Source organism: Photobacterium sp. TLY01 (assembly GCF_021432065.1).
Classification (GTDB): Bacteria; Pseudomonadota; Gammaproteobacteria; order Enterobacterales; family Vibrionaceae; genus Photobacterium; species Photobacterium halotolerans_A.
This window is the reverse complement of record NZ_CP090364.1, coordinates 3,018,881-3,042,072: the sequence shown is the minus strand read 5'-3', so window position 1 is coordinate 3,042,072 and position 23,192 is coordinate 3,018,881. Positions and strand designations below refer to the sequence as shown.

General features: G+C 48.5%; 23 protein-coding genes. 15 read left to right on the top strand and 8 right to left on the bottom strand.

Translation table 11 applies throughout. The annotated features are described in order from the left end of the window. Positions 1-52: 52 nt before the first annotated feature. Positions 53-649 carry an NADPH-dependent FMN reductase gene (locus LN341_RS14085; protein ID WP_046222421.1) on the bottom strand — a complete coding sequence of 199 codons (597 nt, stop codon included), beginning with the start codon at positions 647-649 and terminating at the stop codon, positions 53-55. A 586-nt stretch (positions 650-1,235) separates the two neighbouring features. On the opposite strand from LN341_RS14085, the gene pgi reads away from it, so the two are divergent. After that, positions 1,236-2,888, top strand: a complete 1,653-nt coding sequence (gene pgi, locus LN341_RS14080) for a glucose-6-phosphate isomerase (protein ID WP_234203637.1) — start codon at positions 1,236-1,238, stop codon at positions 2,886-2,888. 71 nt (positions 2,889-2,959) lie between these two features. Here pgi and LN341_RS14075 read toward each other — a convergent pair whose 3' ends face one another. The 5 genes from LN341_RS14075 to LN341_RS14055 all read right to left on the bottom strand — a co-directional run bounded on the left by LN341_RS14075 (position 2,960) and on the right by LN341_RS14055 (position 6,046). Continuing rightward, positions 2,960-3,169, bottom strand: coding sequence for a cold-shock protein (locus LN341_RS14075; protein WP_027254038.1), 210 nt, complete (start codon positions 3,167-3,169; stop codon positions 2,960-2,962). 249 nt (positions 3,170-3,418) lie between these two features. Further along, the gene (locus LN341_RS14070; RefSeq protein ID WP_046222419.1) at positions 3,419-3,883 is read right to left on the bottom strand and encodes a chemotaxis protein CheX; all 465 of its coding nucleotides are present in this window, start codon (positions 3,881-3,883) and stop codon (positions 3,419-3,421) included. A 36-nt stretch (positions 3,884-3,919) separates the two neighbouring features. Beyond that, entirely contained in the window at positions 3,920-4,366 is a 447-nt protein-coding gene (gene zur, locus LN341_RS14065; protein WP_027254036.1) for a zinc uptake transcriptional repressor Zur, read from the bottom strand. 118 nt (positions 4,367-4,484) lie between these two features. Further along, on the bottom strand, positions 4,485-5,027 hold the full coding sequence (gene cyaB, locus LN341_RS14060; protein ID WP_234203636.1) for a class IV adenylate cyclase: 543 nt from the start codon (positions 5,025-5,027) through the stop codon (positions 4,485-4,487). A gap of 113 nt (positions 5,028-5,140) precedes the next feature. Next, positions 5,141-6,046, bottom strand: a complete 906-nt coding sequence (locus LN341_RS14055; protein WP_234203635.1) for a neutral zinc metallopeptidase — start codon at positions 6,044-6,046, stop codon at positions 5,141-5,143. A 522-nt stretch (positions 6,047-6,568) separates the two neighbouring features. Between LN341_RS14055 and LN341_RS14050 the strand changes: the two genes are divergently transcribed. The 11 genes from LN341_RS14050 to LN341_RS14000 all read left to right on the top strand — a co-directional run bounded on the left by LN341_RS14050 (position 6,569) and on the right by LN341_RS14000 (position 19,125). Beyond that, positions 6,569-8,140 (top strand): S8 family peptidase, encoded by a 1,572-nt coding sequence (locus tag LN341_RS14050; RefSeq protein WP_234203634.1) that lies wholly within the window; start codon positions 6,569-6,571, stop codon positions 8,138-8,140. A 196-nt stretch (positions 8,141-8,336) separates the two neighbouring features. Next, positions 8,337-8,741 carry a DUF3597 domain-containing protein gene (locus LN341_RS14045; protein ID WP_234203633.1) on the top strand — a complete coding sequence of 135 codons (405 nt, stop codon included), beginning with the start codon at positions 8,337-8,339 and terminating at the stop codon, positions 8,739-8,741. Positions 8,742-9,440: 699 nt separating this feature from the next. Continuing rightward, the gene (locus LN341_RS14040) at positions 9,441-10,952 is read left to right on the top strand and encodes a hypothetical protein (RefSeq protein ID WP_234203632.1); all 1,512 of its coding nucleotides are present in this window, start codon (positions 9,441-9,443) and stop codon (positions 10,950-10,952) included. Between the two features lie 106 nt (positions 10,953-11,058). Beyond that, the gene (locus LN341_RS14035; RefSeq protein ID WP_095463394.1) at positions 11,059-11,289 is read left to right on the top strand and encodes a pyocin activator PrtN family protein; all 231 of its coding nucleotides are present in this window, start codon (positions 11,059-11,061) and stop codon (positions 11,287-11,289) included. A gap of 359 nt (positions 11,290-11,648) precedes the next feature. Next, positions 11,649-11,942: a type II toxin-antitoxin system RelE/ParE family toxin gene (locus LN341_RS14030; protein WP_234203631.1), complete on the top strand. Its 294-nt coding sequence runs from the start codon at positions 11,649-11,651 to the stop codon at positions 11,940-11,942. Between the two features lie 14 nt (positions 11,943-11,956). After that, entirely contained in the window at positions 11,957-12,286 is a 330-nt protein-coding gene (locus tag LN341_RS14025) for a HigA family addiction module antitoxin (protein WP_234203630.1), read from the top strand. A gap of 76 nt (positions 12,287-12,362) precedes the next feature. Further along, positions 12,363-13,517, top strand: a complete 1,155-nt coding sequence (locus LN341_RS14020) for a hypothetical protein (protein WP_234203629.1) — start codon at positions 12,363-12,365, stop codon at positions 13,515-13,517. Continuing rightward, complete coding sequence (locus LN341_RS14015) at positions 13,517-15,763, top strand: ThiF family adenylyltransferase (protein WP_234203628.1); 2,247 nt, start codon at positions 13,517-13,519, stop codon at positions 15,761-15,763. Before LN341_RS14020 ends, LN341_RS14015 begins: the two co-directional genes overlap by 1 nt. Continuing rightward, positions 15,760-16,845 (top strand): patatin-like phospholipase family protein, encoded by a 1,086-nt coding sequence (locus LN341_RS14010; RefSeq protein WP_234203627.1) that lies wholly within the window; start codon positions 15,760-15,762, stop codon positions 16,843-16,845. The genes LN341_RS14015 and LN341_RS14010 overlap by 4 nt, the downstream gene beginning before the upstream one ends. Positions 16,846-17,855: 1,010 nt before the next feature. Further along, positions 17,856-18,821, top strand: a complete 966-nt coding sequence (locus LN341_RS14005) for an integrase domain-containing protein (protein WP_234203626.1) — start codon at positions 17,856-17,858, stop codon at positions 18,819-18,821. Between the two features lie 19 nt (positions 18,822-18,840). Then, positions 18,841-19,125, top strand: a complete 285-nt coding sequence (locus tag LN341_RS14000; RefSeq protein ID WP_234203625.1) for a hypothetical protein — start codon at positions 18,841-18,843, stop codon at positions 19,123-19,125. 12 nt (positions 19,126-19,137) lie between these two features. Here the strand turns inward: LN341_RS14000 and LN341_RS13995 are convergent, their stop codons facing one another. Continuing rightward, the gene (locus LN341_RS13995) at positions 19,138-20,196 is read right to left on the bottom strand and encodes a hypothetical protein (RefSeq protein ID WP_234203624.1); all 1,059 of its coding nucleotides are present in this window, start codon (positions 20,194-20,196) and stop codon (positions 19,138-19,140) included. Positions 20,197-20,644: 448 nt separating this feature from the next. On the opposite strand from LN341_RS13995, the gene LN341_RS13990 reads away from it, so the two are divergent. The 3 genes from LN341_RS13990 (at position 20,645) to LN341_RS13980 (ending at position 21,584) form a co-directional block, all read left to right on the top strand. Then, the gene (locus LN341_RS13990) at positions 20,645-20,962 is read left to right on the top strand and encodes a hypothetical protein (RefSeq protein ID WP_234203623.1); all 318 of its coding nucleotides are present in this window, start codon (positions 20,645-20,647) and stop codon (positions 20,960-20,962) included. Positions 20,963-21,063: 101 nt separating this feature from the next. Next, a complete protein-coding gene (locus tag LN341_RS13985; RefSeq protein ID WP_046127286.1) occupies positions 21,064-21,333 on the top strand; it encodes a hypothetical protein in 270 nt (89 codons plus the stop codon). 59 nt (positions 21,334-21,392) lie between these two features. Beyond that, positions 21,393-21,584, top strand: coding sequence for a hypothetical protein (locus LN341_RS13980; protein ID WP_234203622.1), 192 nt, complete (start codon positions 21,393-21,395; stop codon positions 21,582-21,584). 401 nt (positions 21,585-21,985) lie between these two features. On the opposite strand, the gene LN341_RS13975 is transcribed toward LN341_RS13980, so the two are convergent. Further along, entirely contained in the window at positions 21,986-23,158 is a 1,173-nt protein-coding gene (locus LN341_RS13975) for a hypothetical protein (protein ID WP_234203621.1), read from the bottom strand. Positions 23,159-23,192 lie beyond the last annotated feature (34 nt).

Genomic DNA, 23,192 nt, shown 5'->3' with positions numbered 1-23,192 from the left:
GCCGTCTTGGGTGTTGGCCTTGCCATGACCGGCAGGGTCAGGATACGGACTGTTACATGCCGAACGGGAAATCTTTCATCCCCTGTTGCAGCGCTTCCCGTACCGGGCCTAAGGCTCTGGCATAGGCCGCCAGGGATTGAACAGTATATGTCGCCCGGGCGTGGAAGCGCTCATCACTGACGGCCTTGTCGGCAGACAGCAGGGTTTCGCAATCGCGGAAGATCAGATGATCCGGAATAAAACAGGCGTGGTTATTTTTACTCCCCGTCATGCGCAGCTCACTGATGGGGTAGACCCCGTTCACGCTGGCTGAAACACTGGCCAGCAGCACGGGTTTATGGCCCAGTTCAGCCGAGGTGCACAGCAACAGGAAATTCTTCAGCGCAGGGGTTGCCATGCCATGCCATTCAGGCGTGATCAGTACGATGGCATCCGATGTTTTCAGATCGTCGGCGAGCTGCCTCCATTCGCTCCATTCCTCGCTACCACGCCAGACGCCGTCATTCCACAGTGGAAAATCAAGGACGCTCAGATCGAACACATCGACCTCCCGGAACCCTTCACTGTAAGCAAGGTGCTGCAGATATGTTGCTGCTTTCGCACTGTATGACTCTTGACGGTGACTGCCTGAAATAATGCTGAGTTTCATGGTTCTTATCCTTTTGTGATTGCTGTGGACCCACGCAGTGATAGTCAGTAGATAGCTTTTATGAAAGTATCTTTTATTGAAGATATGTGGCTAAAGATAAGTCTGATAAATCTTTTTATCAAGTATCTTTTTGGAAAAGTAATTGGTTCTGTGGCAACAAACAGATGAATAAACGCCATGGCTGGCTCTCTGACAAGGCCGGTCGGTGGATTCAGTGGGTTAGTGTTCCGGCAGAATCATGGTTCATCTGTTGTTCAATTTCATCAGTCATGGGCAGAAAATCAGGTCAAGGTGACGCTGAATGCTTCTGTCTCAGCTGTTAGATGTCGCTTTTCCCTCTTTATTTCTTTCAGGCTACAGGATAATTTCCTATAGTTTAGCGGCTGCACACGATTCACTGAAAGCGTGACCTGGCGCAAGGCAGGTAGGGCGGTGGCGGCGGCATAATTAACAATAAGTTGTAAAATTACCAAAATGTCGCCATGCTTATGGCCAGTTTGGCTGTGCAAACGCCGTAGAATTGGACATTCACCGCAGCGCTACCGGTTGTGCTGTCGTGAAAAAATAACACATCAGGAACGTCATTATGTTGAAAAACATTAACCCCACGCAAACAACTGCCTGGCAGGCACTGACTGCCCATTTTGAACAGGCGCAGGATTTTCAGCTCAGCGAGCTGTTTGCTAAAGACGCATCACGTTTCGAGACGTTTTCCGCGGCGTTCGGCAACGATATCCTGCTGGATTATTCAAAGAACCTGATCACGGAAGACACGCTGGCGAAGTTGTTTGATCTGGCCGAACAGACAGAGCTGAAAACCGCCATCGCCGCGATGTTCAGCGGTGAGAAAATTAACCGCACAGAAGATCGCGCCGTACTGCACGTTGCGCTGCGTAACCGCAGCAATACACCTGTGCTGGTGGACGGCGAAGACGTGATGCCGCATGTGAACGCCGTGCTGGCAAAAATGAAGCAGTTCTCCGACCGTATCATCAGCGGCGACTGGAAAGGATACACAGGCGAAGCGATTACCGATGTGGTTAATATCGGCATCGGTGGTTCTGATCTGGGGCCTTATATGGTGTCGGAAGCACTGGCGCCGTACAAAACCCGTCTTAACCTGCATTTTGTTTCTAACGTGGACGGCACTCATATTGCCGAAACCCTCAAGGGGCTGAACCCGGCAACGACCCTGTTCCTGGTGGCGTCAAAAACCTTCACCACTCAGGAAACCATGACCAACGCCCATTCGGCGCGTGACTGGTTCCTGGCTGAAGCTCAAGATCAGGCGCATGTGGCGAAGCACTTCGCGGCCCTGTCGACCAATGCTGATGCGGTGTCTGCCTTTGGTATTGATACCGCCAATATGTTCGAATTCTGGGACTGGGTCGGCGGCCGTTATTCTCTGTGGTCAGCGATTGGTTTGTCTATCTGCCTGGCTGTGGGTTACGAGCGTTTCGAAGAGCTGCTGGCCGGTGCCCATGCGATGGATCAGCATTTTGCTCAAGCGCCGCTGAGCGAGAACCTGCCGGTCATTCTGGCGTTGATTGGCCTGTGGTATAACAACTTCTTCGGTGCCGAATCCGAAGCCATTCTGCCTTACGATCAGTACATGCACCGTTTTGCGGCGTACTTCCAGCAAGGCAACATGGAATCGAACGGTAAGTATGTCGACCGTGGCGGTAATCCTGTGGATTATCAGACCGGTCCGATTATCTGGGGTGAGCCGGGCACCAACGGCCAGCACGCGTTTTATCAGTTGATCCATCAGGGCACGAAGCTGATCCCATGTGACTTTATTGCCCCGGCAATCAGCCACAATCAGCTGGGTGACCACCACCCGAAACTGATGGCAAACTTCTTTGCCCAGACTGAAGCGCTGGCATTTGGTAAAACCCGCGCGCAGGTTGAAGCCGAGTTCGCCGCGGCAGGTAAAACACCGGAAGAAGCCGCAGAGCTGGTGCCTTTCAAAGTGTTCGAGGGGAACCGTCCGACCAACTCCATTCTGGTCAAGCAAGTCACGCCGTATACTCTGGGCGCACTGATTGCGATGTATGAGCATAAGATCTTCACCCAGGGCGTGATTTGGAATATCTACAGCTTTGATCAGTGGGGCGTTGAGCTGGGTAAACAGCTGGCCAATCAAATTCTGCCGGAGCTGGCAGACAATGCACCAGTGAGCAGCCATGACAGTTCGACCAATGGCCTGATCAATACCTTCAAGCAATGGCGTCAGTAATTCTGCCGTCAGCCTGAAATGATAAAACGCCGCTTTTGCGGCGTTTTTCTTAGTTGCGCGATGCCTTACGGTTAAGACAGGGCGACCACTTCGCTGGCTTGTGGGCCTTTCTGGCCGTCTGTAACGATAAACTCAACGTTTTGGCCTTCTCTCAGAGTACGGCGACCCTGAGCCTGGATGGCGCTGAAGTGAACAAAAACATCTTTGCCATCAGCAGCAGAGATAAAACCAAAACCTTTATCATCGTTGAACCATTTAACGGTTCCTGTCAGTTTGCTCATTTGACGATCTTTCCTTTGTAATCTATTCCTTGCGTTACCCGAAGGCAGGCAACACGAATGCTATTAACAGGTATCTTTATAGGTGAGTAGATGCCTAAACAGCATTTCCAGTCTAGATCGTAACCGGAAGGCGGGGCAATGCTTTATGCGTTATTTATGCAAAAAGGGTGAAAGAAACTAGCAAGGTCACGGCAATAGGTCAGGCCAGTTTGCACTGGCCAGCAGAAAAAGAGGTGATGGGTGAATGCGTTAGCGGTCGAAGCTGATTTCGATGAAAGCTTTGCCGTATTCAGATTCAAACGGCATGATGATGATCGCCCCTTCGCTCTTGTGCGTGATGGTGTGGCCGCGGCCTGACACAACAGCGGGCGTGGCCATTTCAAAATCATAGCCTTTCTCAGACAGCATACGTTTCGCGCCACCGGTGACCATATTGGTGATCTCGCCAACCATATCGGTGACTTCATCATTGATGCCATTGGGCCGCTCGCCCAGCATGCGTTGCATGATTTCCAGCGCCAGGCCTTCATCAAAGGTAATGGACATCGAGCCTCTGGTCTGCGGGCCGATCATACCAATCAGGCCGGAGACATCACCGCGGGCGACTTCATCTTTTTTCAGCAGAGGTTTTTGCGGGGCCAGCTCCATTGACGCCATGGTCTTGAGCACATTCAGCAGAGAGGCCAGAAACGGGTTTACAAATTCTGCTCGCATAGGATCTGGATTGCCTTGTTGTTGTTCAGAAACGGACTACTTCTTATGTTGGCATGCTTGGCACACACCGTGGCTTTCCACCACATGGTGAGAAATCTGAAAGCCTTGTTGTTGTGCCTTTAGTTTTAGCATTTTAGCCAGTTCATCGTCGTGACATTCCTCCACATGACTGCATTCATCGCAAATTAACAGCTGTGAACAATGAGAGGCATGATCCAGCAGATTGCAGGCGATATAGCTGTTTGTGGACTCGACCTTATGGACAAAGCCCTGGGCCAGCAAAAAATCGAGTGCGCGATACACAGTGGGAGGCTTGGCCTGAGGTTCAGTTTCCCGAAGCAAATCAAGCAGCTCGTAGGCACTGATAGAACTCTGACGCTCAACAATCAGCTCCAGTACTTTCTGGCGTTGCGGGGTCAGCCGGACTCCACGTTTATCACAGAGTGTTTGGGCCTGATTCAGCAGTTGCATATGATTTGCCATACTTCCTCAAAAAAAGCGACGAGCGTCATAGTCTATCATAGCATTTCAAAAACCTAGCTCTGAGAGACATCATCCAGCATGGATGGACAAAATTTTCGTGTAACTGATCACATTCGCATCAGTTGTTCAGCAACTCTCGATACGAGCGATCGACCAATTGACTGGTTTGTAAGCCAAAAGATGCCGCCAATTCCAGACATTGCTGCCTCAGTGACGATAGTAACTGGCTGTCATCTGTCATGACGGCTATTTCTGCAAAGTCGCCAAGACCGGCTATCGTATCCAGCGTGATGTGGAAATCACCCAGAAAATAAATGCTGCGTGTTTTCTCGAGTGTTTGCTGATGGGTATAGCCCAATGTCTCAAGCATGTTACGGGTTGTGTTGGCAGAGGTGATATTGACGGCTTCGCACTTGTCTGGTGCCGGGCCTTTGACGATCCACAGCTGAATGCCCGACGGGGACATCACACGCACACTCATACTGATCCCGGCCGTTGCCAGACGACTGTCTTTACATTCATAGAAGTAATCGGTTTCCTGATTCTTCTCGACAAAACATTCGGCGTGACGTGCCTGAAGTTGCTGAATCAGTGGCTGGTGTGATGAAACGCGAAATTTAAGCTCTACTTCGAATTGGCCGGTAAAGTGATCTGTCATCATTGCCTCCTGAACAACAGGAAGCAAAGTGTATGCTCAAACCATGAAATGGCAAGCAGGAGTTAGGGACTGGGCTGATTTTTCAGGGCCAGCGCTGCGCTGACCCTGGATCAGAATTATTGCAGGTTCTGGAAGGTGTCGCAGTCTTTAGGATTGCCAGATTCGAACCCTTTGCGAAACCAGCTGGCCCGCTGCTCAGACGTCCCATGGGTAAAGGCGTCTGGCTGTACGGCCTGACCTGCCATTTCCTGCAGCCTGTCGTCACCGACGGAACTGGCGGCTTTCAGTCCCTCCTCAATATCGCCCGGCTCGAGCAGTTGCATGTCATTGTGCACATAATAGCCCCAAACCCCGGCGTAGCAGTCGGCCTGAAGTTCAAGCATCACGCTCAGGCGATTGGCATCGGTCTCGCTGGCTTGCTGTTGCATCTGGGCGACCTGCTTGTTGGTACCCAGCACATTTTGCACATGATGACCTACCTCGTGCGCGATGACATAGGCAAACGCGAAATCGCCGGGTGCCCCCAATTTTTTCAGCTCATCCATGAAGCTGAGATCCAGATAAACCTTGCTATCTGCCGGACAATAAAATGGCCCGGACTGCGCCTGACCCATGCCACAGCCGGTCTGGGTGATATTGTTGTACAGCACCAGTTGGGGTTCGGGATACTGGCCGTCGAGCAGTTTGCTCCAGACAGTTTCAGTGGTGCCCAGAATCGCCGCAACAAACTGGGCGTCTTCGTCACTGGCTGGTAAGCCACCGGTTTGTGCGCCTTCCTGTTGCTGCATGGTTCCTGAACCAGGAGCGGAACCGGGCTGCACATCCATCATGCCGGCCCCGCCGGTAAAATACTGGTAAGCCAGGTAGATCCCGCCCACGACCAGAATCAGTTTCCCCACTTTGGTTTTGAGCAAAAAAGGGAGAAAACGCAGCAATCCCGCAACCGCCATCCCGGAGTTAGCTGGCCCCTGACCGCGTCTGTCATCAATGTTGGTACTTTGTTTGGTCTTGCGCCAGCGCATAGGTTTTCCCCTGAGTCGTGAAGAGGTTCCCAACAAGTCTGAACGAAAAGCGCTGATTTTGCCTGTTACACCCTGAGACGCGGCCACATTTTTATTCAACAGCACAACACACTCTGCTGTTAGCCAAGATCTTCTGCTTTGCAAATTCGGGGAAAATTAGCATTTAGGCCTGCTGTAAAGTCAGCATGCTGCAAGGTGACGGCGGGGTGGTCTTGTTTTGGGTATAACTTGATGAAATATAAGTGGTTGTGAACAGGTTTTTTACCTGTTCGGATTTATTTACATCTTTTCTGGCTTGCATGAAGCCCGGAGTGCTGGACATAAAATTACATCAAAACAGCAACTTATTTATGCCTTGAAATACGTCTCAACTTGGATGTAACCACGCATCTCTCTGTTTCACAGGAAAAATTCAGTATTTCTCTCTTATGTATAAGGGCTTGGTTGCGTATAGGTTTTAACTGTGCCGGATGTGAGGGGTAGGCCATTCCAAGTCACGGACAAACATAAAAAGGAATAACAATGTTAAAGACAATGCTAGGTTGCTGTATCACGTCTGCGCTGGTATTCACCAGTGCCGCCCTGCAGGCTGACGACTCACTGGCTGCAGTCAGTGCAGAGTCTCAGGCTCAGCTGATCACCGCGGCGCCTGAAAAGGCCGTCGCCAATCAGTATATTGTGGTGTTCAAAGAACCGGCGTACATCGCCAATGATGTCGCCGCGCGTACCGAGTTTGTGGCCCGCACGGTCGAGTCGATCAGCACGCTTCATGCCGTAAAGGCACAAAGGGTGTTTGATTCAGCCCTGAGCGGCTTTGTCGCTGAGCTGACGACAGAGCAACTCAATGCACTCCGCCAGGACAATCAGGTCGACTACATCGAGCAGGATCAGGTGATTTCACTCGATCCGGTTTTCCCTGAGGCCTTTGATGCCCAGCAGAGCAATGCCACCTGGGGATTGGATCGCGTGGATCAGCGTAACCTGCCGCTGGACGGTCATTTTGTCACCCAGTATAACGGCGCCGGTGTGACGGCGTACGTCATTGATACCGGTGTCACCACCACTCATGCCGAATTCGGTGGTCGTGCCCGTTCCGGTTACGATTTTGTCGATAATGACAGCAATGCCACCGACTGTAATGGCCACGGTACGCATGTGGCCGGCACCATTGGCGGCACGCGCTACGGTGTGGCGAAGAACGTCAGCCTGGTCGGGGTGCGGGTACTGAGTTGTAATGGCTCGGGCACCACCTCCGGAGTGATTGCCGGGGTGGACTGGGTGAAACAGAACGCCTCAGGGCCTTCTGTGGCGAATATGAGTCTGGGCGGCGGCATTTCGACCGCGCTGGACAGCGCCATCAACAGCGCGGTCAATTCAGGTGTCAGCTTCATGCTGGCGGCGGGCAATGAAAACCAGGATGCCTGTAATGTCTCACCCGCCCGGGTGGCAAACGGCGTCACTGTCGGTTCGACAACCAGTTCAGATCAGCGCTCCAGCTTTTCCAACTGGGGCAGCTGTGTCGACATTTTTGCCCCGGGATCGTCCATTACCTCCGCCTGGTATGACGGCAGTTACAAAACCATCAGCGGAACGTCCATGGCGACACCGCACGTGGCCGGTATCGGCGCGTTGTATCTGGATGAATACCCAAACCTGACTCCCGCTCAGCTCAGTCAGTTACTGGCGCAGCGCGGCACGACAGGCAAAGTGAGCGATCCGCGTAACAGCCTCAATCTGCTGGCTTACAGCGGCACAGACAATGGCGGTGGCGATCCGGGCACCCCGTCAGACGGCAAACTGGAAAACGGTCAGGTGCTCAGTGGCCTGAGCGGGACGTCCGGCAGTGAGCAGCATTACTACATTGATGTACCAGCAGGACGTACCCTGACGGTTCGCACCTCTGGCGGAACAGGGGATGCCGATCTGTATGTCCGCTTCGGGCAGAAAGCCACTAAATCCAGCTGGGATTGCCGGCCTTACCGCGCGGGTAACGGTGAAACCTGTACCATCACACCCACGCAGACGGGGCGGTATCACATCATGCTCAACGGCTATAACGCTTATAGCGGCTTGTCTTTACAAGCGAGCTTCTAAACCGTCATCACCGTATCACTGCCGCGCCCCGGACAAGGATGTTCAGGGCGTTTTTTGGTTAACCCGTCGTCAGTCGTTGAAATGCGACGCTCCGGGCCAGAGAAGCCGACTAGCTTTAATGAAGCTGAGCGCGCACTTCTGCCGCTCTGTTTTGCCTGTCATTCGCAATCCGGCCAACACCGGTTAAGGAGCCGAAATGGGTTTGTTCAACGATATTCTTCACAAGCTGGGCTTTGGCAACAAGTCGTCCCAGACACCGAAGCCATCTTCGAATGTGACATTTGCCCCCGACGAAACACCCGCACCCGCGTCTCCGGCTGAGCCATCCGTTCCGGCCATGGAAACTGTCGATGTGGTCGCCAAACTGGAAGCGATGGCGAGCAGCCATCCGGAAGCACTGAACTGGAAAACCTCAATTGTCGATCTGCTCAAACTGCTGGGTCTCGACAGCAGCCTGTCGGCCCGCAAAGAACTGGCGACTGAGCTGGGCTGTCCTGCAGACAAAATGGCCGACTCCGCCCAAATGAATATGTGGCTGCATAAAACCGTGCTGCAGAAACTGGCCGACAACGGCGGGAACGTGCCGGATGAATTGCTGTAACTGAATCATGAAAAATCGTTATTCTGCATAACCCATCAGCCCTGGAATTGACTTGGGCTGCTTTGGGGCATGCCCCTGAACTGCTATTTTTGACCGCTTAGGCTGCCTGAGGTTGGCCTGACGTGACGCCTTTTTCCTGATCATTTTGTATTCTGCATGTATAATGCGCCCCTGCTTTTTAACGAACACAGTTGCTTTGTACCGCCTGTTATCGCTTTCGGGTGTTGTTTTCTACGATGAATGAAGCGAGATGGTCCTGCTCTGGAAGGGGGACGGCGAGGGTACAGTGAACAGAATTCGGGCAATTTCAATTGAAGTGACAGGAAATTCAGAATGACGCGACACACTGAAAACACTCAGGAAACTTTTGGCCTAGCTGGTGAACACCCTTCATGCCGCTTTTCGGTTGCACCCATGCTCGATGGGAATGATTGAATAGTTAACCTATTGTTTTAGCTCTGAATGGAATATATATGGGGCACAAATAGGGGCACGTAACTTTCACATGTGAAAGTCTGAATTAAAAGCTATGCCAAAAAAGACTCGAAGATAAAAAAAACAAAACCCGCTCAAACGGTGCGCCAACACCTCGCGGGTTAATGTCTTTCATTCGAGGAAAGTGTAGCATAATGCCGTTTCTAAACAAGCCATTATTGCACCATCAACACTGCTTCTCGCCTATCGAGAAGTGGTGGTTAAGTGCATTCTAATACTCAAAGACTGACTGCCAAAAGGCATGAAAGCTCATCCTGTTTATTAAGCTGTTGTGATAGTAAAACATTTGTTTATCACAAGGCTGAAACACCTTCGGAATTTATCAATTTACTAGGTATTGGTCAGGAACAGTATTGTCGATATGTTTGGTCGCCACATATTAACCCCCACAAGAGTCCCAATAAACCCGCAGCATGGCAAGCCATTGGTCGGCGGCAGTCAGGTAAGCCTGTATCTAAGTTGATCGACATTAAACTTCAGGCGGAAGGATATGTTGCTAAAACGGGAGTACGAACCTGTAGTCTGGACCTTTTTGTTTCTCCCAATCAGTTTTTCGACTGGCGTAACACCAAACAACTTGCTCAGCTTCATGCCAATTGGATCGATATTGATACGGTCGGTCATGATGTGATTTCACAGGAACAGCAGGAAACCTTGTTTACCGAAGTTCTGCAAATCTTGCGTGAGCAAAGTCTGCCGGTTCCGACCGGTTATGTTGCATCCGGCAGCGGTGGCATGCACTTGTATTGGATTTATGAGGGAGTTCCGGCCTACAAATGGCGAGTGAGAATCTGGCGGGAAATCAGTTTGGTTCTAGCGCGAACGTTAAAACAAGCACGTCCGTCTGATGCAGGATGGACAGTTGATTTTGCTGCTTCGCGCGACCCGGCCAGAGTTCTGAGATTGCCTGGGACATTTCACGGAAAAAGCGGCCGGATCGTTCAGGCGTTTATTGGTGGCCCGTTATATGATTTCAATGAACTGGCAGCATTACTTGTTCGTTCGGAACAGAATCAGCAAGCGATAGAGCTGCACCAACAAGGTCGCCTGGAAGACTTGAGGCCAAAAACGAAAGCGAAACAAGCCAAGCTACCTCAACCAAAAACGACAAATAAAACCGGCAGACACACTATCGGCCAATGGTGGTTTCGGATCTACTCGGTGATTTGCTCTCATGCCAGAGTGAAAGGTGTCGCAGAGGGAAAGCGCGATCTCCATGCCTTTATTCTTTACGTCGCCTTACGACATATCAAACGTTCTCCGGAAGATGCTTATCAGGCGATCAAAGCGTTGAATGCTGAGTTTATTCATCTGACAGAAGATGAGTTGGCCGCATACCTGAAAACCGCACAGCAAAAGCATTACAAGTACACCAAAGACAGTATGGCGGAGTACCTGGAAAGTAACCTGGGAATCGCTTCTGATTTCCTGTTTGAAACCACCAAAGCCACATTAACACCTGAAGAGATTTGTAGCCGTCAGCAAGATGCGGCGAAGAACACTACTGATGCTCGCCGTTCTAAAACACTGACAGTACTCCAAGGAGCATTGACGCAACTAGTGAAGACTCGCATGACAGTCACACAAAAAGCGATAGCGCTGCTTACAGGTCGATCAGTCCGTACAGTACGTCGATATTGGCAAAAGCTAAAAACATTCGAGAGGTCATTCGGTCCCGCTCTATATATTCCCGCCCCTAGTTATTTGTCCGCCTGAGCAAAAAATAGCTCGCTGTGCCCGAAAAGGGCAGTTTCAGAGCCGATGATTTGCAGTGCTGAACATTAGGATTGTTGGAAATTATTGAGAATGATTGAGGATAACCATGAATACCGCATTTCTTCTGATGGCAGAGTATGAATCAGCCGTTGTGCCATTATCTCAAATCAGTCAGAAATACTTTGGCCTAGCACCGCAAACTGCCAAATTCAGGGCTAATGCTGGCAAGTTGCCAGTACCTGTCTTTCGAGCCTCTCAGAAAGCCGAGTATCTAGTCAGCATTCAGGATCTGGCGGAGTATATTGATCGGATGCGGGAGGGGGCGAGAGAACTGTAATTACCTTAGCCTGAATGCCCAACCTTATCCCCTCCCTACTTGAAACTGTAGTGGTATGTATTGGCTACGTTCGTTTTCACCAATCACATATCTATTAGTTTTAATGGGGGATGAACTCTCTTGCCGCTATTACAGAGTGGATGTAGTGTATCTATGATCAGTGTAAGTCTTTCGACGAGCGGAAAGCAGCTCACCAGAAGGTAGCCGATCTGGTCTCGCCATACCTATAGGCGGCTTGTCCGTGCAACCGTCCCATATACCAACGATTGGAGTGACCATCCAGGACACTTCAGTTGGAATCAAGCTAGTTGACGCACAATGATGTTGTGCATATTATAAAGTAAAGAGAATCGCACGATATGGCTGTCGAATTCATAGACACGTGGCTGGAAGCGTTTTACGAGGATGACCAAAGTCACAGGAAGATACCCAGCACCATCGAGAGCGCATTGTTCAGGAAGCTGGAAATCTTGGACGCAGCGACCCAGGAGTCAGACTTGCTAATCCCTCCGGGTAACCGCTTCGAGCACCTTGAAGGAAATATGGCCGGGTGGTGTTCCATCCGGGTAAACAAGCAATACCGGCTGATCTTCAGATGGATCGATGGCGTTGCCAAAGATACCTATCTGGACCCTCATGTTTACAGGGGCTAGTGGAGGATAAGGTTATGAGAAACACGAAACGTCGCCCAGTTACGGTCGGTCAGATGCTGGTAACCGAGTTCCTGAAGCCTATGAACATTGAGATCAACGAACTGGCTGAGGCTATGGGTGTACACAGAAACACCCTGAGTCGGATCGTTCACGACAAGGGGGCATTGACCGCGCCCATGGCAATCAAGCTGGCTGCGGCCTTGGGTAATACGCCGGAGTTCTGGCTCAATATTCAGCACTCAGTAGAGTTGTGGGATGTTCGGCATAGAGCCTTTGAGCAGGAAGCAAAAAATGTTAAGAGGTTAAAGCCGAATCTGGAGCATAGAGAAGTCGCTTTTCACTAGGAAGACAAGTGCCTTGATTAAGAAAAATATCCCCCAATATCCAAGGAATTGAACACATATAAGGAGATAAGAACAAATGGCGGTCAGACATCAAGTCATCTTCTATCCCGTTGGAAACGGAGACACCAGCCAGATCATTCTCAACAATGGTCGGCGAATACTGATGGACTACCGTCATCAGCAGAAAGGAGAAGATCCTTCAAGTCCCGTTATCGATCTAAAGGCGCGGCTAAGGAAAGAACTACAAGACGCAGAACAAGATTATTTTGATGTTGTTGCGTTCACTCATGCTGACGACGACCATATTTCTGGAAGCACGGAATTCTTTGAGCTTCAACATGCCAAAAGATATCAAGGCGGAGGTCGCATAAAGATTCGTGAGCTTTGGGTTCCGGCTGCTATGTTGCTGGAAACAGCAGATAATGCGCATCAATCGGAAGAGTTTGTCATTCTGCGTCAAGAGGCTAGACACAGGTTGCTCGAAGGAAAAGACATACTTGTCTTTTCTAAACCTCAATCGCTAATAGATTGGTTAATACCTAAACTCAAGGAAAGGGGAGAAAGCGAGGCAGCTCGCGATCATTTGTTTATTGATGCGGGAACTATAACACCGAGCTTCTCTTTAGGCCAAGACGGCATCGAGTTCTTTTGTCACTCCCCTTTCATCAAACATTGTGATGAGGGAGATATCATTCGCAATTCAGCTTCTCTTATTTTTAATATTCGTTTTGATGCTGATGGTAATCGTTATGATTACTTGGCCATCGGAGACGCAGAATGGTGCGATTTAGAAGAAATCGTTAGCATTACTCGATACCATAAGAATGAAGACCGCCTCATTTGGGATTTATTCAATATACCGCATCACTGTAGTTACAAGGCGCTCAGCGATGAAAAGGGAGAGCAAGAGACTGAGCCGAAGCCGTTGGTAAAAGAGTTACTGGAGATGGGGAACTCAGATGCCTATGAAGTCAGTTCTAGCCGTCCCATAGTGAATAACAAAGAAGGGCGTGAACAGATACAGCCTCCTCATATTCAAGCCCGTAAGGCATATGAGAGGTATCTTAAAAGCATAAATGGCCGCAAGTTTCTTGTCGCAATGGAAGAACCTAATGCTAACAAGCCTGAACCTCTCGTTTTTGAGATTACGTCAGGTGGAATTACTTGGAAACGCTCGGGAGCCCTTGGTGCCCCTGCCATCGTTACGTCGACTCCCCCTAGGGCTGGCTGATGGCAGGAACGTATTATGATCTAGCTAATACAGCTGAGATACAGGATGTAAGCGCTCTGACGATATCTAGAACAAAATGTTTGTTCGATGCCGTTGAGCAGCACCGCGACTACTCGCGAGTCCAACTTCTAAGGTTTCCAGTTGACGGTGAAGTCAAAACTGAGTATATCATCGTTGATGTGGAATGCGATGACATTCCCCCAAGGAATGCTGCTGGCATCTTATACCGTGAACGGTTGGCTCTGTGTGTATCAAGCGATCCAGGACGCTTAGTAGAAGTGCTAGCTTTGCGTAAGGATTTCCCAATCCTAATGCACCAAAATCAAGGAATACCTGGCTATCCAGCGAGCTTATGCCTGTACTTCGAACCCGCTATTTCCGTAATGCGAACATGGACGCCACAGACATTTCTTCGACGAATTCAATGGTGGCTTGAAAAAAGTGCCCAAGGTGAATTGCACCCGTCGGATCAGCCAGTCGAGCATTTGTTTTTTGCGAGCAGGTACGAGCTAGTTCTTCCCTGGAACCTTGAAAAACTTCGGGAGGATAAATGTCGCTTTGTTATTGCTCGCAGCCCAGAACGACCCGACGGAGGATTTACATGCTTCCTGCAAGCCGTATCAAGTGCAGATGCTAATAATGGAACTACGACACATATTGAGTTGGACCTACCTCCGATTGTCCACGGAACTGTTGAGCATGATCCTTCTACTCTAGGAGAATTGGCCGACATTCTATTGAATCGCCAAGTTGATCTAATTGCTGGGTTACGTTCAGCTCTATGTGATTTGGTTGATCAAAACGGAGCCATCGCTGCGGATAGCGATAAGGCAACCATAATATTACTTCGCGTACCTATTTGCAGAACTCTTGACAGCGAGCCGGAAGGGAGTACTTATCGCGCCTTTTTGTTACCAATTGGAGCCCTTGAACTTGGTGTCGCCATCAGTGCACTGATAAAACACGATAACAAGTATTTTCAGGATATTTTTGGTAATCCTCATACCAATCTAGCATGGCGAGAAAAACCTATTTTTCCAATGGAGGTGCTGAAACAGAATGATAGTGCTACTGCGCGTAGGCAATCAGGAATCGTTGATAAAGGACCGACAGGCGTTCTAGTGGGGGCTGGTTCTCTCGGTAGCGCCATATTAAATCTATGGGGAAGAAGTGGCTGGGGAAATTGGACTGTTTTAGATAAAGACCATATCAGGCCACATAACCTGTCAAGGCACACAGCCTATACCCAGCATATTGGTGAGTCCAAAGCTACCGTTGTAGCCGGGTTACATTTAGCGGCACTGGACGGGGCATCAACACTAACCCCCCTAGTTTGCGATGCTACTAACTTAACACAGGAACCCGCCCTCAACGCTTTAAAAGCTGCTACTGTAGTGGTTGACGCATCAACGACTCTTGAATATCCACGAGCTGCCAGCGCCAACGATACTCTGCCTCGTCATATTTCTATTTTTGTCACACCAAATGGAAATGGCTCGGTTTTACTAGCCGAGAATACGCAGCGGACGATTCGCCTTCAAACTATTGAAGCACAATACTATCGAGCGCTTATTCAAAACGATTGGGGAAAAGATCATCTGAGCGGGCACGTTAGCACTTTTTGGAGTGGTGCCGGATGTCGTGATATCTCTGTTGTAATGCCATATTCCCGTATCATGGGACATTCGTGTACCTTGGCTGAGCAGATTCAAGCAATAACCGTGCAAGATGATGCACTAATACGAATATGGCAGCGAGAACCAGCTAGTGGAGCAGTCGCTGTATACGATATTCCTCCTGTGTCTGAACGATGTATACCATTTGGTGACCTAGATTTATTTATTGATGCTGGTGTAGAGAAAGACCTACGAAATATGCGAAAAAAAAGCTTTCCCAATGAAACTGGGGGAGTGCTATTGGGCTACTACGATTTTAACATCGGAACAGTTTTGATCGTTGCGGCTCTTCCTGCACCACTAGACAGCAAAAGTACTCCAGGTTCGTTCGAGCGTGGTGTTGACGGTCTAGCGGAAGCTGTCAAAGAGGCTTCTGATAGAACCGCAGGCGTAGTTGGGTATGTTGGCGAATGGCACAGCCATCCACCTGGGTACTCTGCTTCACCCAGCAATGATGATTTGCTCCAATTATCTTATCTCGCTCAGAAAATGGCAGAGGATGGCCTGCCCGCGTTCTCACTCATCGTAGGAGAGGATGATATTCAGATTTACAAGGGAGCTGCGTTATGATTGGGGAGAGTGATAAACATATTGCCTTGGCGCTTTCTGGAGGTGGCATCAGGGCCATGGTTTTTCATCTGGGTGTACTTCGCTTTCTAGCCGAAAATAATGCCTTAGAGCGCGTTAGTCATATCTCCACCGTATCTGGAGGAAGTTTGGTATTAGGGTTATTGCTACAAGATACTCAAATGCAATGGCCAACATCTTCTCAATACCTTGGATCGTCACTTCCATCTATTCGGAAAAGGCTATGTACTCAGAGCTTGATTGGAGGAATGCTTAGGCAGCTTAAGTCCCCTAGAAATTGGGGCTTTTTGTTTTCACGTGCCAATCTGTTGGCGTATGCATTACGCGATGAATGGGGTGTTACGACGAATCTATCTGAACTACCAATCAAACCGGAATGGTCAATAAATGGTACGACAGCCGAGACAGGAAAGCGTTTCCGTTTCAAGCAAAAAGATCTTGGAGATTATGTATTAGGTTATGCTCCCTCTCATGATTTCCCTTTGGCGAACGCTTTGGCTGTGTCCGCAGCATTTCCGGGAGGAATAGGTCCATTAGTTATAGCTGCTGATCAACATGAGTGGAGAAAAAGAGCCTGGGATGAACCGATTGAAGACGCCAAGCGAGTCCCCCCTCTATATACTAATCTTCATTTATATGACGGTGGTGTATACGACAATCTTGGTCTCGAACCATTTTTCGATGCCGGTAAAGGCGTTACCAAAGCGAATTTACCTGAGGAAGCGACGATAATCGTATCTGATGCAGGTGCACCTCTAATGCAAGGTTTTTCATTTTCTAGGCTAAACCCATGGCGAATGAAACGTGTTGCTGACATCATGTCGGACCAGTCACGAGCCTTACGTATTCGTACGTTTGTCAACTACTTAATAAAAGAGAAAGGGAGAGGAGCTTATCTTTATATAGGAGAGTCAGTAAGTGATGATATCCCTTGTACATCAGCAATATTTGCATCCGGCTTTCCAACAACACTAAGAAAATTAACCGAATCAGAATTCGAAAAAATTCTAGATCATGGCTACCAAGTTTCAAAAAAATTCCATCGTCAGTTTGGCAATTCTTAAAAGTTACTTAATGATTTACTCGTTATTGTCAACTCTACTATATGGTCAGTTTTCCGTGAACATAATGATCTCGCGTCCTTCGATTTAGTGGCTCCTTTCCAAAGCTTAAATTCACTGAAACACCACCCAATGGCCGCTTTTCGACACAGGCAGCCAATTAATCCACTGTATGCTTTAGTCCTGCAAATTGAAAAGCAATCAAAAAGCCACCGAAAAGCGACTTTACGATGGACTTGACGGCTCTATCAGCTTGATTAATATATAAGTTGTAAACGGTAGCTGGCCCAAAACAGCATTTTTCCAAATCTAAGGCGTTTGTCTTCACATCGTTAACCCTCAGGGGGACTGTCCCCTAGGGGCACTCCTCCGTCTAAAACCTATCTCCCCGGAGGAAAATCAGATGTTTATCATCATTTTGCTTGCAGCGTTTTGCTGCTGCCTGCGTTTGTGCATTCCGCAAGCGACCAGGCTTCCATATCGCGATCTGGCTGACAGCTATGTCGCGTTCCTGGTGCTCAATTCTGAGCGGCCAAATGCAAGAGGGCCTCCCTCACCTGTCAGAACGAGTGTTGGATTTCCGGCTTACTCGATGCTCCACCCCGTCTCTGTATACCGTCAGGGAACAGAGACGGGGGTATAGCCCCCGACGAAAGCCTTGTGCCTCAACGGCTCAAGGCTTTCGCTCCGCGCACGAATGTGCGCGAACAATACCGCCTTCGGCGGTTAGCGCGCTTCGCGCTTCCTTTCCAGAGAATGACACGACAGTACCAGCCGGATCTGCTGGCAGTTTGTTCCGTAGGAACAGACCAGCCAGTGGAATGAGTAGTTCGCTCCATAGCAGTACCGCTCGTATGAAATGACCGTGGGCATCGGTTTATCTGCCTTGTGCCTGGGCGAGATCCCCAGCGTTGGCCTTAGCATGCAGAGCTAATAAAAAACTGCGTTTCACTTACCACTAAGTACGGACGGGCCAGCAACACGTTGATTAACAAGATCATAAGGAGCACACGATGCGCTCAGAGCGGACTAATCCGGATTCCCGGAATTTTGGTCTCCGAAGTCGCGATATGGGCAAGGCAGGCCTGAACGCACTGAAGGAAGGTATGAAGAGTTTCCAGTCCATAGCCACGATCCACGACCGATGGAGCGTGTTTAGCGCCTGGATTAAGTCCGAACAGGGCATTAAGGACATGCGGGATATAGAAAAGGCTCATTTGGCCACTTATGCGGCGCACCTTAATGATCGCTACGAGCGGGGAGAAATCGCGCCATCCACAGCGCAGAACTACCTGAGCGCAGTGAATCGGGTGATGGAGATTGCGCGAGGCGACCGGCAGGTACGTGTAGACCCCGTCTCTGAGGGGGGACTTCCAAAGCGCTCAGGTATCGCCACTGGCGACCGGAGTGTTTCGAAAGCGGCCCATAATGCCGTTATGGGGGCAGCCTCCGAGCGTCTTGGGGCTTTGCTGGAACTACAGCGTAATTTTGGTCTGCGGTTCGAGGAGTCGGCCAAGCTGGATGCTGCTAGGGCACTAAGAGAGGCCGAGAAAACCGGCTCCGTGAGCATAAAGGATGGCACCAAGGGGGGGCGGGCGCGCATAGTTCCGATCACCAGTGATGCTCAAATTACGGCGCTCCAGCGAGCCGCCGCCATACAGGATGGCCGCAGCATGATTCCTACTGGGCAGAATTATCGCGAGCTCCGGCAAGAAGTCTACCGGGAGATTGGCCGCCATCCGGTGAACTTCCATGGTGAACGGCACCACTACGCTCAAACCCGCTACCGGGACCTGCTGGGCGCGGAATGCCCGGTAAAGGCCGGAATAAAGCATGGCCGCGCCCATCATGAATACCTTGCCAAGGAACTTGGGGTATCCGTGGCCCACGCAAGGATGCTGGACCAGGAGATCCGGTCGGAGGTTGCGCGAGAGCTGGGCCACGGTCGTATCGACGTAACAAACTCCTATCTGGGGTAAGTAATATCAGGGGGAACCAATGGAAAAATGGGTTAGAGAAAGATCACATGTCTATGTCCGTCATGGCGGAAAGACCGCAAGGCGGGCGATGGTGAAACGTCTGATAGCGGCCCTGGAAGACATTGCGGCCAATGAGAAAGGCGTCAAATCCCCTTCCCAGGTCGGAAGAGCCCATATCCACAGATACTACGGTAGGCACCAGAAGCTGAGTGCCACGACATTGCGCGATCACTTCTATGCGTTCCGGCTCCTGTGGGAATTGCTTGGTCGCGCGGGCGATCCTCCTCGCCCCAAAACTTTTTAAATTGCCATGCAATCATATGAGTTTTTTTACATTTAGAATTCTTAATAACTCATTTTTTATTGCATTCATTTGATGAGCTGACAAAGTGTTTGGTTTATCTAAAAAGTGATATTGTGTCATTCTAATTCCATGCTCTTCATGATGAAGTTTATCATAATAGTTATATGCATCACTAGAATAGCAATCAAAAAAGTATATGCCTGATTCATTTAGTTTTTTGATATCTTTCAGACAGTTTTCATTAACCTTTCGTAAGTGATACAAGCTATTTTGTATTTCATTCATGATTTCATCAGAAAGCCATTGATCAAGGCTGTGGTAGTAATAATTAAATGTAAAGTCTTGAGAAACACCTACCAGTAGGCAAGCGATGATGGTTTTTGAGTGTTTTTCTTTGTTTTGTGAGAAATTTAAAATATTACTTAATGATGTAGTATAATGATGGCTTGGGTTTATAGGAGTGATTATTAAATCTGGTTCGTACTCGTCTATTCTTAAATGGTCAGAGTTTTTTTCGAGATCGAAAAATATAAAATCATAGTTATTCTTAATATCTTTAATTTTTATTGTTGAGTGTTTTTTGTTATGCCAGTCAATTTCCTCTGATTCTAATATCTTGGGGAATTTTTTATTTTTTGCTATATATCTTTTTTCCTCCATAATTAACTGTCCACTTTTATCTGTGATAATCAACACCTCAAAATTATCCTCTGCCAAAATCAGGGCAATATCTCGAGTTAATGTTGAACGACCAATACCTCCTGGTCCTCCTGCGAAACTGACAGTTTTTCCTAAACGATTTCCCCGTTCGAAGACTGGAGGAAAGGGTAGCCCTGTTTTCAGACAAAAAAGCTCTAATGTTGCGTCTGGAATTCTAACACTCGTATTAGATAACTCAGACTCTTCAAATTTTTGCCATTGCCTTAAAGATAGATGGACTAAGTCGGCGGCTTCTTTCTGAGTTAAGTGTCCCTTTTTTCTGATCTCTTTTACTTGTGTCGGGGATATTTTGATTGTCTTTCTTGCCAAATTTACGTCCTTTTGTACGTGCTTATGAATCATTTTGCGCATCTTATTGCATCTTATGTTGCGTTACAAGTAGAAAAGTACATCTGTGATTTATCCAATTGTTGCTGATAATAGTTTTCTAGGACAACACAACGGTGGGAATGCTTATGTACATGAAAATTTTGAAGAAAATCATCTACAAAGTGATTTTTAAAGTGATTTTTAAAGTGATTTTTAAAGTGATTTTTAAATTTATCAGGGAGTTAGTGAATGAGGTTCTTTCTAACTTTCTTTAGTTTTTATTAAGTCGTGCATATGTGCCCGGAAAGGGCACTTTCAGCGGGTGTTCTTAGCAATTGTTATCGATATGCTAGTTAAAGCTTCAGTCTCTGATTGAGTGAGAGCGATAGCTGGTCGCCAAAAACAAACAGCACATTTTTAATTCATCCTGCAGCCGGGGTTCACCGGTACGCGGTGTAGCCCCTTCAATTCCAATTAATTGGAGGTGTTTATGTACTTTTCCACTTTCGTTTTGATCATGATTGTTACCGTTGGCGTCATTGCTTTCGGAGCTACCATCATTGCCAAGCTATTAAACGCGGCGTCGATGGCGGTATATCGATCCTTGAGAAAAACGCGGCCCGTACGGGTCGTCAGTCCGCTGGCTACTGTCAGCAGTTCATTGAACGGAGAATGGTTGAGAGCTACCTCCGGTAGCACTCAACCCGGCGTTTTCGATGCTATCGAATGCGCGCCAGTTGAAGGGGAACTGGTTTCTGAGCGAGCTGCAATTGCTTCCAACAAGAAGTTCTTGTCAGCCAAGGTGTGAATAACCTTTCAGAACGATAGCCCTTGTTATCTTAAATCACCCTGCCGGGTACTTTGCCCGGTTGGGCTAAGTCCCGGCTTTTAAACTCTTGGAGAATGAAAATGCTGGGACAAACTCAAAAAGAAATCCATCAGTTCGACGTATGTGGCCGCGTGTATTACCGCGAGGTCAATTACACCGGGAAAGAAGGCGAGTTGGTGGCAGAAACGGTAGAAGCCTTATCTCATGACGAGGCGGAAACCGTGTTTCGAAACAATCTGGTTGAACACGCTCGCGAGTTCAACCTGACCGTGGATCGCGTCGAAATCACTTTCACTATCGATTTGACGATTGCTGAGAGTGACAGCGATGAACCGTTCTTGGTCCATTAATGGCAAAACCCTCAGGGGAGGCCCTGGGGGCTTCCCCTCCTGCTATTTAAGGAGGAAAAATGGAAGACACCATCACAATCACCACTGAGTTATCTGATCGCCATGCCTGGGCTTTGGCTCAACTCGTTAATCGTATCGGCTGGAACGAGGTTCGGATCAATGCGGTGGATGACGACGATACGTATTTGATGAGAGAGGCTTTATCTGTATTGCGGAAGAGTCTTGCTGAATCAGGATACGCGCCTCGATAATAACAAAGGGCCAGCTTGTCTGGCCCTTTGTTATTTCTAGGAGGGGTAATCTACTAAATCGGCTTCATAATACTTGTGGGAGAGGAATAAAGTCTCATACTGAGCAATAAAGATTCATACTAAGTAATAAAGTTGCATACTGACTACGCCCTAGAGTGGAAGTGGCACGAATGACGGGGATCAGTCGGGAGCACATCACCCGCTATTACGCCGATCTGTTCTAATTTTCCGAGCTTTCTGAACGTCATGCCAGGACAACCGGAAACGGCAGAAATTGCGACAGTGGACGCGGTGAAAATCAGATCAGTTCTGAATCAGTACAGATCATGGTCTTTGCGCGCTTGGCTGTTGCTTGGACCTTTCCTGACCACATGACCGTTTACGCCGCAGTGACGTCCAAACTAATCACCGAAATACCTTTTTTTAATTCGCTCTATTTCTTTTCTCGTAGCCTTTATATTTTCCCTTACTCGTCTGGTCAGAACATCATTTATGAAATCTTTCAGGCCAACTTTCGTCGATTTACTGTAAATATTCTTGTACTTCTCATAGTCTTCTGCGAAATGGTCAAACTTTACATATAGGTCACGTTCAAGGAAGTCCCGAAAACTATCGAACTCGATTTCCCACTCTCGGTCTTCCAATTCTTTGTAAAGATGCTCGTTCTTTAAGCAGTAAATGCCAATCAATAGCGGTAGATACGCATCATATCGACGATTGGGACGGTTTTGAAAAGGGGGAATGGGCAGAGAACTGTAATCAGGAATATGTTTAGCCTCACTATCAGCATTGTTGGCCTCCTGTTCTATATAGGCGTGAATGAGTTCGGTGCAATAAGCCAGAACTTGGCTTCGGAAGGGTTCCTCAAGTGTGGATATAACTCCCCACTTGTAGTATGCAATTATTTCCTGATTGCTCTCGCTGTCACTACCAAAACCCGGTTCATTTTTGCAGATGTCAATATATTGGTTTCTCTTGATAGAGGTTCTCAAGTCAGGTTTGGCCTGACTATCGTCATCTTTTTCAATAGATCTGTTGAGTAAGCGAAGATGGTATTTGACTATCTCGGGTATATCATTACTTAAACCCAGATCGTTGATGCGATAATCTTCATTTAATTTCTTCGACCGCAAACAACTGGGAATATCACTACAGCTTGTTTCTGTGAGGCAGTGTTTTAGCGTTTCCATTGCTAATGGGTAAGTGTGCGCAAGTCGCCACTGAGCCTCTTCACTTAACCCCGCAATTTCATCGTTATCGAGCACTTGGATAAGATGGTCCTTTTCATTGAGGAAACGCTCTGCCTGCTGTCGACCAATCGGAGAACCGGCAGTATTTTCCAACGCCCAGACTTCTTGTTCACTCCCTACCTCAAACACCTTATCGAAGTAGTAACTACCACTATTCAAAACGGCATTATACGGCTTATCAAATTCCATCCAAAGCCACAGGAGTTCCACTTCTTGCTTTGCCTTTTGACCGACAATGTAGTTCAAGATTTCATGGTCAATCACCGCGTCCAGCTCTTGAAACCACTTCTCGAACAATGTGCCCTTGTACTTTTTTGCTGTCATTACATGCCCATTGCTAGGGGAAATGTTGGGTCAT